Raw genomic sequence first — 14,499 nt, 5'->3', positions numbered from 1 at the left:
GGGGCGGGCGCCTTCTGGGGAGGGCCGGGCGGGGGGCCGCTGAATGGGGGGTGTGCGATCAGCGGCCAAGGGCCCCGTCGGCCGTGCGGTACCAGCCCCTGTCGCCACCCAGCGGCCGGAACGCGTCCGGAGCGAAGGCGGGGCCGCCGTCGCCCTCCTCGTCCTCGTACATCTCGTCCTCGTACACCGCGTCGTAGTACAGGGAGTCCGAGAGGGCGATGATCGCCTGTGCGCCGGAAGCCTCCAGGGCCGCGTCGACCGACCCGGCGTCCGCGCGGAAGACCTGCTCCGCACCGCCGTCCGTGCGGAACTCCACCTGCCAGAACTCGACCCGCACCCGCAGGCCGCCCATGCGTGCCAGGTGACCGGGCAGACCCTCCACGGTCGCCCGGAGGAGGCGGGAGGCCGCCACCCGCGGCGCCAGCAGCACGAGGAGGCCCCCGTCCTGATCGTCCAGGAGTTCGTACGCCCCACCGTGGAGCCCGCTGTCCGTCAGCAGGTCCGTGACCACGCCGTGCAGGGTCGAACGGGCCTCGCCTCCCAAGGGACCGTCGGCGAACGTGTAGCGGGCGCAGTCGCGGAAGTCGGTGTCGAAGTCGGCGTCGTCCTCCGCCGTTTCCGCCGCCGCCGCTACGTGCGTCGTGAGCGCCAGTCTCTCCGGAACCGCCTCGTAGTCCGGGTCCGGGTCCGGGTCCGGGTCCGGGTCGTCGTCGTCCGGACGGCCTCCCCACGCGGCGCTCCCGACGAGCGTGCGGGGCTCCTCCTCCTCGGCCGGTACCTCCGGTTCCTCCAGCAGAGGTGTCCAGAGGTCGTCCTCGGTGGGGAAGGGGCCCTCCGGTAGCTCGTCCGGCGCGGACACGGCGCCGTTCGGTCCGCCCGGGTGCGGCGGGTCCTCGTACGCCTGCCACGGGGCGTCGTCCGCCGGCTCGTCGTGCTCCTCGCGCAGTTCCCGGCCCAGCGCCGCCAGGGCCGGGCTCCGCCCGCCGGACAGTTCGTACTCCTCGTACACCGCCAGGGCCTCCTCGCCCCGGCCCTGGCGGCGCAACGCGATCAGGTACAGGCGGCGGAAGTCCTCCCGGTGCGGATGGGCGTGCAGCAGGCCGGCCAGGTCGGTGGACGCCCGGTCGTACTCGCCGAGGGCCAGGTCGAGTTCGGCGCGCTTGGTGTGCAGGGCGAGGCGGAGCCGGACGAGGCGGGTGCGGGCGGTGCGGGCGGCGGGGCCGGGCACGTCCGCCAGCGGCTCGGCGCCGTGCCAGAGCGCCAGCGCCTCGGTGACGTGGTCGCGCGCCTCGGCGTGCGCGCCGTCCAGCCGCGCCGCGTCGGCGCGCCGTACCAGCTCGTCGCAGTGCACCACGTCCACGTGGTCGGCGCTGGTGTGCAGGGCGTAGCCGTGGGCGGGTGTCGCCAGTACGCCGGGACCCAGGACGTCCGCCAGCCGCGTCGCCAGCCGGGTCACCTCGGCCCGCGGGTTGCGCGGCTCGTCGCCCGGGTCCCACAGCCCCCACCGCAGTTCCTCGTGCGTCACCGTGCGCCCGTGCTTGAGCAGCAGCATGGCGAGCAGGGCGCGGGTGTCCGGCGGCAGGGCGGGGGAGCCGTCCGGGAGCCGCACGCGCAGCGGTCCCAGGACGTGGTACCGGCGCCGCTCGTACGCCCCGGCCGCCCGGGCGGGCAGCTGCGGGTCCGCGAGCAGCTCCAGGCCCTGGCTCTGGGTCGCCGACGAGGCGGACATCAGCTGGTCGAAGGCGTGCGCGTAGTGGATCCGCAGGCTGCCGGGCAGCCGGTCGAGGTGGCGGGAGTCGATCGGGACCGTCAGGCGAGAGGTCCCCGACGTCAGCAGCAGCAGGACGTCGCACAGGGCCCGCAGGTCCTCGGAGCGGCCGGCCGGGCCCGCGGTGTGCCCCGGTTCGAAGAGGCTGAGCCGGACCGTGCCGTCCGGCATCAGGACCACGCGGGAGGCCTCCAGACCGCCGTGCGTGACGCCCGCCTCGTGCAGGGCGGTGAGCGCCGTCGCCAGCTGCGCCCCCACCGACACCGTCAGCGGCATCGGCAGCCGCCGGCCGCCGGACCGGGTGAGGGCGTTCAGGGCGATGCCGTCGAGATGCTCCATGACGACGTACGGGATGTCGTCCTCGATGCCGCGGTCGAGGACGGTGACCACGTTCGGGTGGGCGATCTCCGACAGGCGGCGCGCGTCGCGCAGGAACGCCTCGCGCGACGCGGGGTCGGTGTTCGCGTCGTGCAGCCGGACGGTCACCGTCCGGTTCTCCGCGGTGTCCTCGGCCAGCCACATCCTCCCGGTCGGCGCGAGCCGACGCACCGGCCGGTAGCGCGCGCCCAGCGCGGGCGGGAAGGGCGACGGGGCCGGTGGCCGCTCCCGCGCCGCCAGCTGCCGCGCGCTCTCCTGGCTGATCCGCGCGAACGACTCGTTCCCGTCGGCCCGTTCGGTGCCGTCCCGGTCGGGGATCAGTGCGCGGAACTCGCCGGGCGATCGCCCCGCCCGCTCGTCGATCAGGCCGCCGGTCCGCAGCAGCAGTTCGTGGGTGCGGTTGCGGGCGGTACGGGGCAGACCGCGCAGCAGGAGGTCGCGTACGCCGGGCCGGAACGCGTACGAGCCGGGCGGCCCGGCGACCGTGGTGAGCAGGCCGCTGAGGATGACCTCGGCCAGGTGCCGGGGGAGCGGGTGCGGCTCGACGGCGGCCTGCACCAGCCGCATCACCGGCAGGTCCGGACGCCCGAGCGCCAGGTGCCCGGCCAGCCGGAAGGCCTGCGGGGAGGCGCTCGCGCGAAAGCGCAGGACCAGCTCCTCGGCGGACAGCCGCGCCACGTCGGTACGGTCGTCGGCGTCGGCCGGCAACGGGCGGTGCAGTGCGGCGGCGGCGCCCGGGTACTCGGTGCCGCCCGGGCTCGCGACCAGTGCGGCCCAGTTCGCCAGCCACTCGGGCCCCGGTTCCAGTACGGGCACGTGCACGGCCTTCCCGGGCGCCTGGCGCGCGGTGCCGTCGTACGGCGTGAAGGCGAGCGACGCGCTGGGCGCGGCCCGGTGCGGTGCCGACAGCCGGCCGGGGACCGGTGGCAGGGCGGTGTCCCGCCACAACTGCTCGGGCAGCGGCTGGAGTACGGCCAGGGGTGTCCGGCGCGCCCAGCGGCGCAGGGTGTCGAACCACCGGGTGCCGGCCGGGCCCTCGCGCCACTGGGGCCCCATGCAGTCGCTGATCAGCAGGGTGACGGTACGGCCGTCGGCGGGCGCGTCTGCTCCGTCGCCGCGGACGGTGCCGTCGGGTTCCGCGCGGTGCAGGGTGACCGTGCGGAAGACGCCCGACTGGGCGAGCGTGGCGTGCAGTTCGCGCACCAGGGGCTGCCAGACGGGCATCGTGGGGCCCGCGTCGTGCACCAGGTTCAGCCGCAGCCATCGCTCCCGCACGGGCCGCAGCACCGGCAGCCACCACTCGGGGCCGACGCCCAGCCGCGCGATGCGGTCGGCGGTCGCGGCCTCGTCCACCTCGTGCCCCACCGGCGCGTCGGTACGGCGCTTCAGCGGACGCAGGGAGCGCTGCAGCGCCAGCGTGTGCCGCAGCATCGGCGGGGCCGGCGCGAGCAGGGCGCTGTGCGGTTCGGCCGCCGAGGTGCCCGGCGTGGGGGCCGGGGACGGCAGGCGCAGGGGGGTGCGTGCCTCGGGTGCGGGCGGCGGTTCCTGCGGCCGGTCGTGCCGGGACGGCCCGCCCTGTCGGTGCTGCTCCGGCGTCACCCGGGGCGCGGGCGGTGGTGTCGGCGCTGCGGGCTCCGTCTCGGCCGCGGGAGCCGCCGGAGTCGCCGGGGCCGTCGGAGTCGTCGGAGCCGCCGGAGTCGGCCGGTCCGGCTCCCCGGGCTCCATCTGTCCGGCCAGCCAGAGGAGTTCGGCCAGCTCCAGCGGGGTCGGGCGGACGCCCGAGGTCGCCCGGCCGAGGATGTCGGCCAGGCGGGGAAGGGGCTCCGGTGCGCCGGGGCGGTCGGCGGGCATCAGAAGGCGTCTGGCTGCGGGGACCGGCCCAGGTACGGCATCAGCTGCTCCGCCAGCTCGTCGAGCGAGTCGGTGCCCAGGCCGGAGGACCGGGCCAGGTAGATCGCGTTGAGGAGTTGGTCGGTGGCCAGTTCGCCGCTGCCCACCCGGGACAGGAACCGGTCGATCAGCTGCTGCGCGTACCCGTCGGGCTCGCCCAGGTGGGCGCGGACGATCTCGGTGAGGTGGTCGTCGTCCGGCTGCCGCAGGCGCAGCGAGACACAGCGGCGCAGGAACGCGGGCGGGAACTCGCGCTCGCCGTTGCTGGTGAGGACGACGAAGGGGAAGGACTTGCAGCGGACCCGGCCGCGCTCGACGGGCACCCGCTGGTCGGTGCCGTCGATCAGCACCTCGGCACGCCCGTCGGGGGTGTCCCGGGAGGCCCGCACCAGTTCGGGGATCTCGTACTGGCCCTCCTCCAGGACGTGCAGCAGGTCGTTCGGCAGGTCGAGGTCGCTCTTGTCGATCTCGTCGATGAGCAGGGCGCGCGGGCGGGCGTAGGGGAGCAGGGCGGTGCCGAGCGGGCCGAGGCGCAGGTGGTTCTCGATGCCCGTACCGGCCGCCGGGTCGTCGGGACGTTCGGTGGTGTGGCGTGCCGCGTACAGCCGGGAGAGCGGGTCGTACGTGTAGAGGCCGTCGTGGAGGGTGCTGCGGCTGGTGATGTTCCACCTCAGGACTGGGCCGAGCCGCAGTTCGCGGGCTACCGCGTAGGCGAGGGACGACTTGCCGGTGCCGGGTGGGCCGGTGACCAGGAGGGGGCGCCGCAGGTACAGGGCGGCGTTGACCAACTGCACCGTGTGCGCGGAGGCCTGGTAGGTCGCGGCCCGGTGGACGCGGTCGGGCGAGGTGGCCGGGGTGTCGCCGTCCTCGTCCGGCGGGTCGAGCACGGGATGGCCGTCGAAGGCCCGCCAGGGCGGCGGCGGGGGCAGCTTGGTGATGCCGTCGTGGGGGGCCGGCGCGCCGGTGTAGACGGGCCACAGGGGCATGGTTCTTCTCTCCGAGCGATCGGTGCGGCGGTTCGTTTTCGGCGGCGGGCGGTCGGGGTTGGCGGGTGGTTGGGGTGGCGGGCGGCTCGGTGGCGGGTGGTTCGGGTAGCAGGCGGCTTGGCGGCGCGCGGTTGGGGCGGCGTGCGACTTGGTGGCGGGTGGTTCGGGTAGCAGGCGGCTTGGCGGCGCGCGGTTGGGGCAGCGAGCGGTCGGGGTGGCGGGTGGTTTGGCGGCGAGTGGCTGGGGTGGCGGGTGGTTTGGCGGCGAGCGGTCGGGGCTGCGGGCGGTGCGTGTGGCGGATGGCTCGCGGTGGCGAGCGGTCGGGTTGGCGAGCGGTTTGGGTGGCGGGCGGTGCGTGTGGCGGATGGCTCGCGGTGGCGAGCGGTGGGGTTGGCGAGCGGTTCGGTTGGTGGGCGGCTCGGTGGGGGGCGGTCGGGGTTGGCCGGTGGTTCGGCCGGTGGGTGGTTCAGCCGACGGGTGAGTGCAGCAGGGCCGCGGGCTCGGCGAAGCAGCGGGGGTCGTCCCACAGCAGCTGGACGTCCCTCGCCCAGTGCTCGTCGGGGACGTCGGCCGCGTCCGCCGCCTCGCGCAGCTCCATGACCAGGCGGGGGAGTTCGGACGGCGGCACCCCGGCCACGGACACGGCGAGTTCGTCGAGGAACGCCGTACCGGAGCAGGGGCCCCCGTGCCCGTCGCCGGGACACCCCCTGCGCGACCACAGCAGCACCGGGACGGGGACGTGCAGTCCGACCTCGAAGTGCTCCCGGGCCGCCGAGGGCGCGGTGGCGAAACCGGCCAGCTCCGCGTCGTCCCGCAGCCGCATGCGCAGGCCGGCCGGCCGCTCCCGGGTGCCGCAGTCGACGCGGTGCAGCGTGCCGCCCGTGCTGACCCCGAGCTTGCGCCACTTCTTGCGCAACTGGTGGCGGAGCCGCCCGCTGCGGTGGCGGTGGCGGTCGGTCACCACCAGCGGGTAGGCGCAGCCCAGCGGCGTGGGGTCGTCCTCGCTGCACGCCCAGTGCGCCACCGGTTCGTTCAGCCACTCGCGCGGCAGCACGAAGGTGAGCAGCTCCTCGGCGCCGGGATCGAGCTGGGTGAACGCCTCGTCGATGCGCTCCTGCACGAACGACCGCACCGCGCCCCTGGCCAGCCGGCGCGTGCCCACCGGGCGGCGCTGCCCGTCCCGGTAGGCGGACACCTCGACGGTGACCTGGTCGGCGCCGGCGCCGCTGTGCTCGATCTCCACGACGATGGGCGACCACGTCGCGGGGCGCGGCGGCGGTGCGTGCAGCTGTTCCTCCAGCCGGTCGGCGAACCGGGCCACGGCACCCGGCTCCGGCACCTCCCACTGCACGTACGCGGCGGCTTCCCGCAGCGAGGCGAAGCCCCCTTCCGGGGGCGGCGGGTCGAAGGGGTCCATGGCGGAGACGTACAGCCGGTTCGGGTCGCACGTCAGGCCGGTGCTCTCGGCCCGGCGCACCAGCGCGTACAACCGGCGGCGCGCGTCCGCCCGGTGGCCCGGCGTGGGCACCAGTTCGCCGAGCTCCGGCCAGTAGCGCGCCATGACCTCGACGGGCAGCATCCGGCCGACGCGTACGTCCTTGGCGCCCGCGACCGCGGTGACCATGCCGACGACCGTGCCGTCAGCCAGCGCCAGCGCCGCGCCGCTGAAGCCGGCCGCGAGCGGCTGCCCGTGCGCCGTGAGCGCCTCCAGCTGGACCCACTCGTCCGAGATGAGCGGGCCGGGCAGGGCCCGGTACGAGGCGAGCATGCCCTCGTCGTACCCCTTGGGGAAGCCGTAGGCGACCAACTGGGGCGCGGGCGCTTCCTGTTCCGAGCCGGGCCGGGCGAAGACGGCCGGTGCGAGCGGCACCTCGCGGTCAAGTTCCAGTACGGCCAGGTCGCCGGGGTCGGCGGGGCCGCCCTGCCAGCCGCCGTGCACGGCGACCGTGGCGGACAGCTCGCCCAGCTCCCGGCGGCCCGGGAACGACACCGTCACCGTCGCGCTCCCGCTCCACCTGACGACGTGGGCGCAGGTGAGCAACCGGCGCGCGGAGACGAGGAATCCGGCGCCGACCTCCTTGCCGCACTCGACACGGGCGTGCCACGCGGTACCGGTCATGACCGGCCGGCGGCTTCCGGCTCCTCGGGCCGCGTCGGGGACGGCTCCGGCGACCAGCTCAGCTTCACCACCAGATGGCCCTCCGCCGAGCCCTTCGCGATGATCGCGCCGGCCTCCGCGCTCAGTTTGACCCCGAACTCCAGCTCCACCGAGTCGGGTCTGAGCGAGCCGTCCCGGAACACCCGCAGCGCGGACTCGGCCGCCGCCCGCACGCCTTCCAGGGAGCCCTCGAACGTGCGTGCCGCCTGGGCCGGTCCGTCGCCGCGCGAGACCAGCCGCGCGCCGTCCTCGTCCTCGACACCCTCGACGACCACCCGCATGCCGTCCTCGGTCTTGAACTCGACCAACCCGTCCATGACGCCGCTCGCTCCCCGTCTGCCGTACCTGTGCGAAAGGTCATTGTGACGGACGGTGCTCGGCCCTGTCCCGCCCATCGCCTCCGGTCCACCGGCGCTCTGGCGGAAACCCGCCAGGGCACCAATCCGCCACCTCCGGTCAACTCCGTTGCCCCACAAGCCCCCTGAGACTTCTCCCAGCACTCGTCGCAGCACTCTACGACGATACGAAGAGAGGCGTGGATGAGCAGAGGACCAGTCAGACGCGGAGCGACCCTCCTGTCGGCGGGGCTCGTGATCGCGCTGCTGCCGGCCGGGACGGCGGCGGCGCAGGAGCCGCCCCCGGACACGGCGCGCACCCCGGCCGCCGCCGCCCGCGATGCCGCCGCCCGTACCGTCACCCTCGTCACCGGCGACCGGGTGACCGTCACCGACCTCGGCGGCGGCCGGAAGACCGTCACGGTCGAGCGGCCCGAGGGCGCCACCGGCGCCGTGCACACCCGTGGTTCCGGCGGCCGGACCACCGTCGTACCGGACGAGGCACTGCCGTACCTGCGCGACGGCAGCCTCGACGAGCGTCTCTTCGACGTCGATGAGCTGTTCGAGCAGGGGCTCGCCGACTCCGAGACCGGCGAACTGCCGCTGATCGTGACCTACGACAAGGGCGCGCGGGCCGCCATCCCGCGCGGCGCCGAGCGGACGCGGGCGCTGCCCAGCGTGCGCGGAGCCGCCGTCGAGGCCGACAAGGGGCGTGAATTCTGGCGGGAATTCACCCGTCGTGGCGCCGGCATCGACGGCGTGTGGCTCGACGGGCGGGTCACCGCCGCGATGGCCGAGTCCAACGCGCAGATCGGCACCCCCGAGGCCTGGCAGGCCGGGCTGACCGGCAAGGGCGTCACCGTGGCCGTGCTGGACAGCGGCGTGGACGCGGGCCACCCCGACCTCGCCGGACGGGTCGCGGAGAGCCGGAGCTTCATAGCCGGGGAGGAGGTCGCCGACCGCAACGGCCACGGCACGCACGTCGCCTCCACCGTCGGCGGCAGCGGCGCGGCCTCCGGCGGCAAGGAGAAGGGCGTCGCGCCGGGCGCCGACCTCGCGGTCGGCAAGGTCCTGGACGACTCCGGCTCGGGCAGCGAGTCGGAGATCATCGCCGGCATGGAGTGGGCCGCCCGGGACGTGGACGCCGACATCGTGTCCATGAGCCTCGGCTCGACCGAGCCCAGCGACGGCACCGACCCGATGGCGCGGGCCGTCAACACCCTGTCCCGCGAGACGGGCGCCCTGTTCGTCATCGCCGCCGGGAACACCGGCGCCCCGTCCTCCATCGGCTCGCCCGGCGCCGCCGACGCGGCCCTGACCGTCGGAGCCGTCGACCCGGCCGACGAGGCGGCCTACTTCACCAGCGCGGGACCACGCCACGGCGACAACGCGCTCAAGCCCGACCTGTCCGCCCCCGGCGTCGACATTCTCGCCGCCCGTTCCCGGCTCAGCGAGGGCAGTGGCGACTACACCTCCATGAGCGGTACGTCGATGGCCACGCCGCACGTCGCCGGGGTCGCCGCCCTGCTCGCCGAGCAGCACCCCGACTGGACCGGCGCGCGGCTCAAGGACGCGCTGATGTCCACCTCGAAGCGACTCGACGCCTCCGCCTACCGGTTGGGCGCGGGCCGGGTCAGCGTGCCGGACGCGATCGGCGCCGACGTCACCGCCACCGGGAGCGCCGACCTGGGCTTCCACTCCTGGCCGTACGACGGCAACGAGCCGGTGACCCGCACCGTCACCTACACCAACGACTCCGACGCCGCCGTCGAGTTGAAGCTGTCCGTGCGGGGCGCCCCCGAGGGCGTCGCCACCCTCGCCGACACCGCCCTCACCGTGCCCGCGCACGGCACCGCCTCCACCACCGTCACCGGCGACGGGTCCAAGGCGCCGGTCGGCACGACGAGCGGCCGGATCGTGGCGTCCGGCGCCGACGGCACGCCCGTCGCGCACACGGCGTTCGGGATGGTCAAGGAGGACGAGCGGTACACGCTCACCGTGCACGTCAAGGACCGGGCGGGTGCCTCGACCCCGGCCGACCTGGTCGTCCAGCGCCTCGCCGAGGGCGTCGACCCCTTCCCCGCGCACGTCGGTGACTCCGGCACCCTGAAGCTGCGGCTCGCGCCGGGGACGTACAGCCTGACCTCGTTCCTCGACGTGCGCGGCAGCCACGGCGCCGACTCGCTCGGACTGGGCTTCCTCGCCGCGCCCGAGGTCGTCGTCGACCGGGACCGCGAGATCACCCTCGACGGACGCGAGCTGCGCGAGATCAGCGCCGACGTCGACAGGCGCACCGAGACACGGCAGCTGCTCATGGAGTACGACCGGAGCGCGAACGGCTCCGACCTGTTCGGCGCGGTCCAGGTGCCGCTGACGTACGACAGCGTCTTCGCCGCGCCCACCGGCGAGAAGGTCACCGAGGGCGACTTCGAGTACCGCACCGTGTGGCGGCTCGGCAAGCCGCTGCTGGAGGTCAAGGGGATCGGTGAGGCCGTCGTCCAGTCGGGCGGCACCCTGATCGAGGGGCGCGGCCGGATGCCGCTCGTCGACGTCGGTGACGGCCCCTTCCCGGACGAGGTCCGGGGCAAGGCGGCCCTCGCCCGGCTCACCGAGGGCACCGAACCGGCCGACCTCGCCCAGGCAGCCCAGGACGCGGGCGTCAAGGCGCTGTTCGTGACCGACGACGCGGCCGGGCGGCTGATGGCCTGGTGGGGCACGGCGGACAACGCCGACCGGCCGTTGCAGATCGCCACGGTCGGCGCGGCCGACGCGCGTCGGCTGCGGGACGCCGGGCGGGTCGACATGACCGGGACGCGCAACACGCCCTACACGTACGACCTCTCCGAGGGGCATCGCGGCGCCGTTCCCGACCGGGACCTCACCTATGAGCCCGGACGGCGCGATCTCGCCACGCTGCGGACCGGGTACCACGCCGCCGAGCCGGCCAGCGGCGGCGAGTTCCGGTACTCGATCACCGACACGTTCCCGATCGGCATCGGCTTCCGGGAGCGGATCGACTACCCCGTCGAGCGCACCGAGTACGTGTCGACCGGGCCGGGCCAACTGTGGCACGAGTCCGTGACGGCCGCCGACGGCGCGCTGGAGCAGCGGTCCGGAACGGTCCGGTACGAGGGAGGGGCGCGTACGGAGCTGAACTGGTTCAAGCCGGTGTGGCACCCGTATCTCGGCACCGGACTCGGCTGGGGACAGCAGCGCGCGGGCGACCGGCTCCAGTTCAACGCCCCCGGCTGGGGCGACTCCGGCCCCGACCACACCGGCTTCGGCGACGTGTGGAGCGAGGGCAGCGGGATGACGCAGACGACGTCGGTGTACCTGGACGGCGAACTGGTCGACCAGGGGACGGGTTCCGCCGCGTACGTGGACGACGCGCCGGCCGACGAGCGCACGTACCGGCTCGTCACCGACACCGCGCTCGACGCCGGTCGTTGGCGCCTCGGGACCGAGGGGCACGCGGAGTGGACCTTCCGCTCGGCCGCCACACCCGATGACCGCTGGACCTATCTGCCTCTGATCAATCTCTCCTTCGACGTCGGCACCGACCTCGCGGGCGAGGTGCGCGGCGGGAAGAAGCTGCGGGTCGGGATCGGCGCGCAGTACGTGGCGGGCGCCCCGGACACCGGGACGATCGGCGGCGGGAAGCTGGAGGTGTCGTACGACGAGGGCGAGACCTGGCAGCAGGTCCGGCTGCGCGGCGGCGACGGGGAGGACGAAGGGGAGGCGTCCTGGCGCGGGACGCTGAGCGTGCCCCGCGACGCCGGGCACGTCTCGCTGCGGGCCTCGGCGCGCGACGACCGGGGCGGCTCGGTCACGCAGGAGATCGTGCGGGCCGTGGCCGTGCGGTGACGCGCGGACTGCGTGACACGCGGACTGCGGTGACACGTGGACGGCGCCGCCTCCCTGGGACGGGGAGGCGGCGCCGCCGTGGTTCTCGGACCGTCAGACCAGCCAGCCGACGAAGTGGACGATGCCGGCGAGGATGTCGGTGAGAAGGTTCATGATCGTGCAGCTCCTTGCGCTGTGCATGTGTGGGACCTACTTGGGACTTGTGCGTCGACTACGGTCTGCAGCCCGTTGCTCGCACAACGTAAGTATCGTTGGTCTCTCCAGTCACATACGCTCTTCAGAGCGACGATCACCTGTTCCAGGGAACAACTGATCGCTTGTTCGGATCACGCCAAGCTCGGCCAAGTCCTGCGGTCGCAGCCGCAGTTGACCGGCCGTCGCCTCCACCTCCTCCGCCGGACGCTTCAGGATCGCCGCCGCGAGCTCCGGCGCGATGACGGAGAAGTAGCTGTCCGGCGTGGCCCAGGTGCTGCCCGGCGCGGCCAGCGCCAGCGCCCCGCCCGAGCCGCCCTCGCCGATCACCAGCGTGGTGACCGGCGTCCGCGCCGACGCCACCGCAACGAACAGGTCGGCGATCGCCGCGCCCACGCCCTGCCGCTCCGCCTCCGCGTCGCTCGCCGCACCCGGGGTGTCGACCAGGGTCAGCACGGGGATGCCGAGCCGGTCCGCGAGGCGGACCAGCCGGGTGGCGGTGCGGTATCCGGCGGGCCTGGTCGCCGTCCCGGTCTGGGCGGCGTACGCGACCGTCCGCCCCGCGTGCTCGCCGAAGCCGCAGAGCATGCCGTCCGGGTCGGTGCCCCCGCAGCGGTCGCCGGAGAGGGCGACGCGGTGGGCGAAGTAGGCGTCCAGGTACGCCCGGGCGCGCGGCCGTTCGGGGGCGCGGGCCCGCCGGACCGCGTCCCAGCCGGTGTCCGGCAGATCCCGTGCGCCCAGCGGTTCCGGCACCGGCGCGGGGTCACCGGACGGCGCCGTCAGCAGCCGCAGCCACCGCCCCAGCGTCGCGCGCAGCTCCCCGGCCGGCACGACGGCGTCCGCGCTGCCCGCCGCCACCTGCGCCTCGGCCGTGTACGCCGCCGGGTCGGCGTCCGCCGGCCGGACCCGGGAGCCGGCGAAACCCACCTGGGCGCCGGGCAGCGCCAGCACCACGTCGGCGCCCGCGCCCAGAGTCGCCCAGCCGCCGCCGGTCGCCGGGTCGCGCAGTACGGCGATCTGCGGCAGCCCGGCCTCCCGGGTGAGCGCCGACTGCCGCGCCACCCGCTGGAGCTGGGTCAGCGCGAGCATCCCCTCCTGCATCCGGCTGCCGCCGGTGGCGACCAACGGCACCACCGGCAACCGGTGTTCACGGGCGTATGTGTACGCCGCCGCCAGCCGGTCGCCGGTGGCGCTGCCCAGTGAGCCGCCGAGGAAGCCGAACTCGAAGGCGAGGAGCACGGCCCGGGAGCCCTGGACGTGCCCGGTCCCGCAGACGACGGACTCCTCCTCGCCGGTGCGCTCGGCGGCGCGGGCGCGGGAGGCGTCGTAGCCGTGCCAGCCGAGGGGGCCGTCGGGCCGTGACTGCGCGGCCGGGTGGGGGAGTTCGGTGAAGTCGTCGGTGAGGAGGGCGAGGAACTCGCGCGCGGAGGGCCGGTCAGTCATGGGGCAGCGCCCGCTTCATGATCTTCCCCATGTCGTTGCGGGGGAGGGCGTCGAGGTGCCGCAGTACGCGGGGGCGTTTGTGCGGGGCGAGGCGGCCGGCGACATGGTCGGCGAGCGCGTCGAGGGTGGGCGGCGAGGCGGGGTCGGCGGGTACGATCCACGCCACGATCCGCTCGCCGAGGTCCGGGTCGGGCTCCCCGGTGACGGCGGCCTCCCGCACACCCGGGTGTTCGAGAAGGGCGTTCTCGATCTCGCCGGCCCCGATCTTGTACCCGCCGCTCTTGATCAGGTCGGTGGCCTTGCGGCCGACGATGCGGACGTAGCCGTCGGGGTCGCGCACCGCCATGTCGCCGGTGCGGAAGAAGCCGTCGTCGGTGAAGGCGGCGGCGGTGGCGTCGGGGCGGTTCAGGTACTCGGTGAACAGGTTCGGGCCGCGCACCTGGATCTCGCCGACGCTCTCCCCGTCCAGCTCCGCGATCGGCGTGCCGTCGTCCTCCACGAGCCGCAGCTCCACCCCGGGCAGCGGCACGCCCACGGTCCCGGCGCGCGGCTCGCCGTCCGCCCGCACGCTGGTGTTCATCAGCGTCTCGGTCATGCCGTACCGCTCGATCACCCGCCGTCCGGTCGCGGCGGCGATGCGCTCGTGGTCGTGCACGGGCAGCGCGGCCGACCCGGACACCAGCAGCCGGGCCCCGCCGAGCGCCTTCGCCAACTCCGGGTCACCGGGCAGCGCCTCGGCGATCCGGTGGTACATCGTGGGCACCCCGAACAGCATGGTCGCGCCGTCGTTCAGTTCCCGCGCCGCGCCCTCGGCGGAGAACCTGCCCAGGTGCCGCACGGACCCGCCGCGCCGCAGCGGGCCGAGGATGCCGAGCACGAGGCCGTGCACGTGGAACAGCGGCAGCCCCTGCACCAGTACGTCGTCACCGGTCCACCGCCAGGCGTCGGCGAGCGCGTCCAGCGTCGTCGCCAGCGCACGCCTCGGGATGACCGCGCCCTTGGGCGGGCCGGTGGTGCCGGAGGTGTAGACGACGAGGGCGGGGGCGTTGCCGTCGGTGCGGCCGTCGTCGGGGGTGGGTCCGGTGGCGCGCACGTCGACGTCGACGCGCTCCAGGGCGGCCAGGGCGGGCGGGAGTTCGCATCCCGGCGGCGTCAGGACGAGAGAGGGCTCGCTGTCGGAGAGGATGTGCGCGAGTTCCTTGTCGCCGGACTTCGGGTTGAGCGGCACGGCGGGGACCCCGGCCAGCAGCGCCGCCATCACGGCGACGGCGGTCTCCATCTCCGGCGTCGCCCAGACGGCGACCCGCCCGGCCCCCCGGATCCGCCCGGCGGTGCCACCCGCGGCGGCGGCCAGTTCGGCGTACGTCAGGGAACGCTCGCCGAACCGCAGGGCGGGCCGGTCGGCCCCGGCGCCGGTCGCGGCCGGGGAGAGGGCGGGGAAGAGAGAGGACACGCGTCGTACTCCTTAGCTGTTGCTCACGATTA

At 75.0% G+C, this 14,499-nt stretch carries 7 protein-coding genes; 1 reads left to right on the top strand and 6 read right to left on the bottom strand.

Features of this window, described 5'->3' with window-relative positions:
- Positions 1-58: 58 nt before the first annotated feature.
- From ACFCZF_RS09460 to ACFCZF_RS09445, 4 genes are all read right to left on the bottom strand, one after another.
- On the bottom strand, positions 59-3,997 hold the full coding sequence (locus tag ACFCZF_RS09460; protein WP_376671169.1) for an SAV_2336 N-terminal domain-related protein: 3,939 nt from the start codon (positions 3,995-3,997) through the stop codon (positions 59-61).
- Complete coding sequence (locus ACFCZF_RS09455) at positions 3,997-5,022, bottom strand: AAA family ATPase (RefSeq protein WP_375907513.1); 1,026 nt, start codon at positions 5,020-5,022, stop codon at positions 3,997-3,999. Before ACFCZF_RS09455 ends, ACFCZF_RS09460 begins: the two co-directional genes overlap by 1 nt.
- Positions 5,023-5,488: 466 nt before the next feature.
- Positions 5,489-7,141 carry a trypsin-like peptidase domain-containing protein gene (locus ACFCZF_RS09450; protein ID WP_375907516.1) on the bottom strand — a complete coding sequence of 551 codons (1,653 nt, stop codon included), beginning with the start codon at positions 7,139-7,141 and terminating at the stop codon, positions 5,489-5,491.
- Positions 7,138-7,497, bottom strand: a complete 360-nt coding sequence (locus tag ACFCZF_RS09445) for a CU044_2847 family protein (RefSeq protein ID WP_375907519.1) — start codon at positions 7,495-7,497, stop codon at positions 7,138-7,140. The genes ACFCZF_RS09450 and ACFCZF_RS09445 overlap by 4 nt, the downstream gene beginning before the upstream one ends.
- Positions 7,498-7,719: 222 nt before the next feature.
- Between ACFCZF_RS09445 and ACFCZF_RS09440 the strand changes: the two genes are divergently transcribed.
- Positions 7,720-11,379 (top strand): S8 family serine peptidase, encoded by a 3,660-nt coding sequence (locus ACFCZF_RS09440; RefSeq protein ID WP_376671168.1) that lies wholly within the window; start codon positions 7,720-7,722, stop codon positions 11,377-11,379.
- A 264-nt stretch (positions 11,380-11,643) separates the two neighbouring features.
- Here ACFCZF_RS09440 and ACFCZF_RS09435 read toward each other — a convergent pair whose 3' ends face one another.
- A complete protein-coding gene (locus ACFCZF_RS09435) occupies positions 11,644-13,014 on the bottom strand; it encodes a carboxyl transferase domain-containing protein (protein WP_375907525.1) in 1,371 nt (456 codons plus the stop codon).
- The gene (locus tag ACFCZF_RS09430) at positions 13,007-14,467 is read right to left on the bottom strand and encodes an acyl-CoA synthetase (protein ID WP_376671167.1); all 1,461 of its coding nucleotides are present in this window, start codon (positions 14,465-14,467) and stop codon (positions 13,007-13,009) included. Before ACFCZF_RS09430 ends, ACFCZF_RS09435 begins: the two co-directional genes overlap by 8 nt.
- Between the last annotated feature and the right edge of the window lie 32 nt (positions 14,468-14,499).

This window comes from Streptomyces sp. NPDC056296 (assembly GCF_042268605.1).
GTDB lineage: Bacteria > Actinomycetota > Actinomycetes > Streptomycetales > Streptomycetaceae > Streptomyces.
The sequence above is the reverse complement of the archived record's forward strand: the minus strand, read 5'-3'. Positions and strand labels throughout refer to the sequence as shown.

Bases quoted from the DNA above. Each gene is read 5' to 3' on its own strand.
- ACFCZF_RS09460 (WP_376671169.1), bottom strand. From the start codon at position 3,997: ATGCCCGCCGACCGCCCCGGCGCACCGGAGCCCCTTCCCCGCCTGGCC.
- ACFCZF_RS09455 (WP_375907513.1), bottom strand. From the start codon at position 5,022: ATGCCCCTGTGGCCCGTCTACACCGGCGCGCCGGCCCCCCACGACGGC.
- ACFCZF_RS09450 (WP_375907516.1), bottom strand. From the start codon at position 7,141: ATGACCGGTACCGCGTGGCACGCCCGTGTCGAGTGCGGCAAGGAGGTC.
- ACFCZF_RS09445 (WP_375907519.1), bottom strand. From the start codon at position 7,497: ATGGACGGGTTGGTCGAGTTCAAGACCGAGGACGGCATGCGGGTGGTC.
- ACFCZF_RS09440 (WP_376671168.1), top strand. From the start codon at position 7,720: ATGAGCAGAGGACCAGTCAGACGCGGAGCGACCCTCCTGTCGGCGGGG.
- ACFCZF_RS09435 (WP_375907525.1), bottom strand. From the start codon at position 13,014: ATGACTGACCGGCCCTCCGCGCGCGAGTTCCTCGCCCTCCTCACCGAC.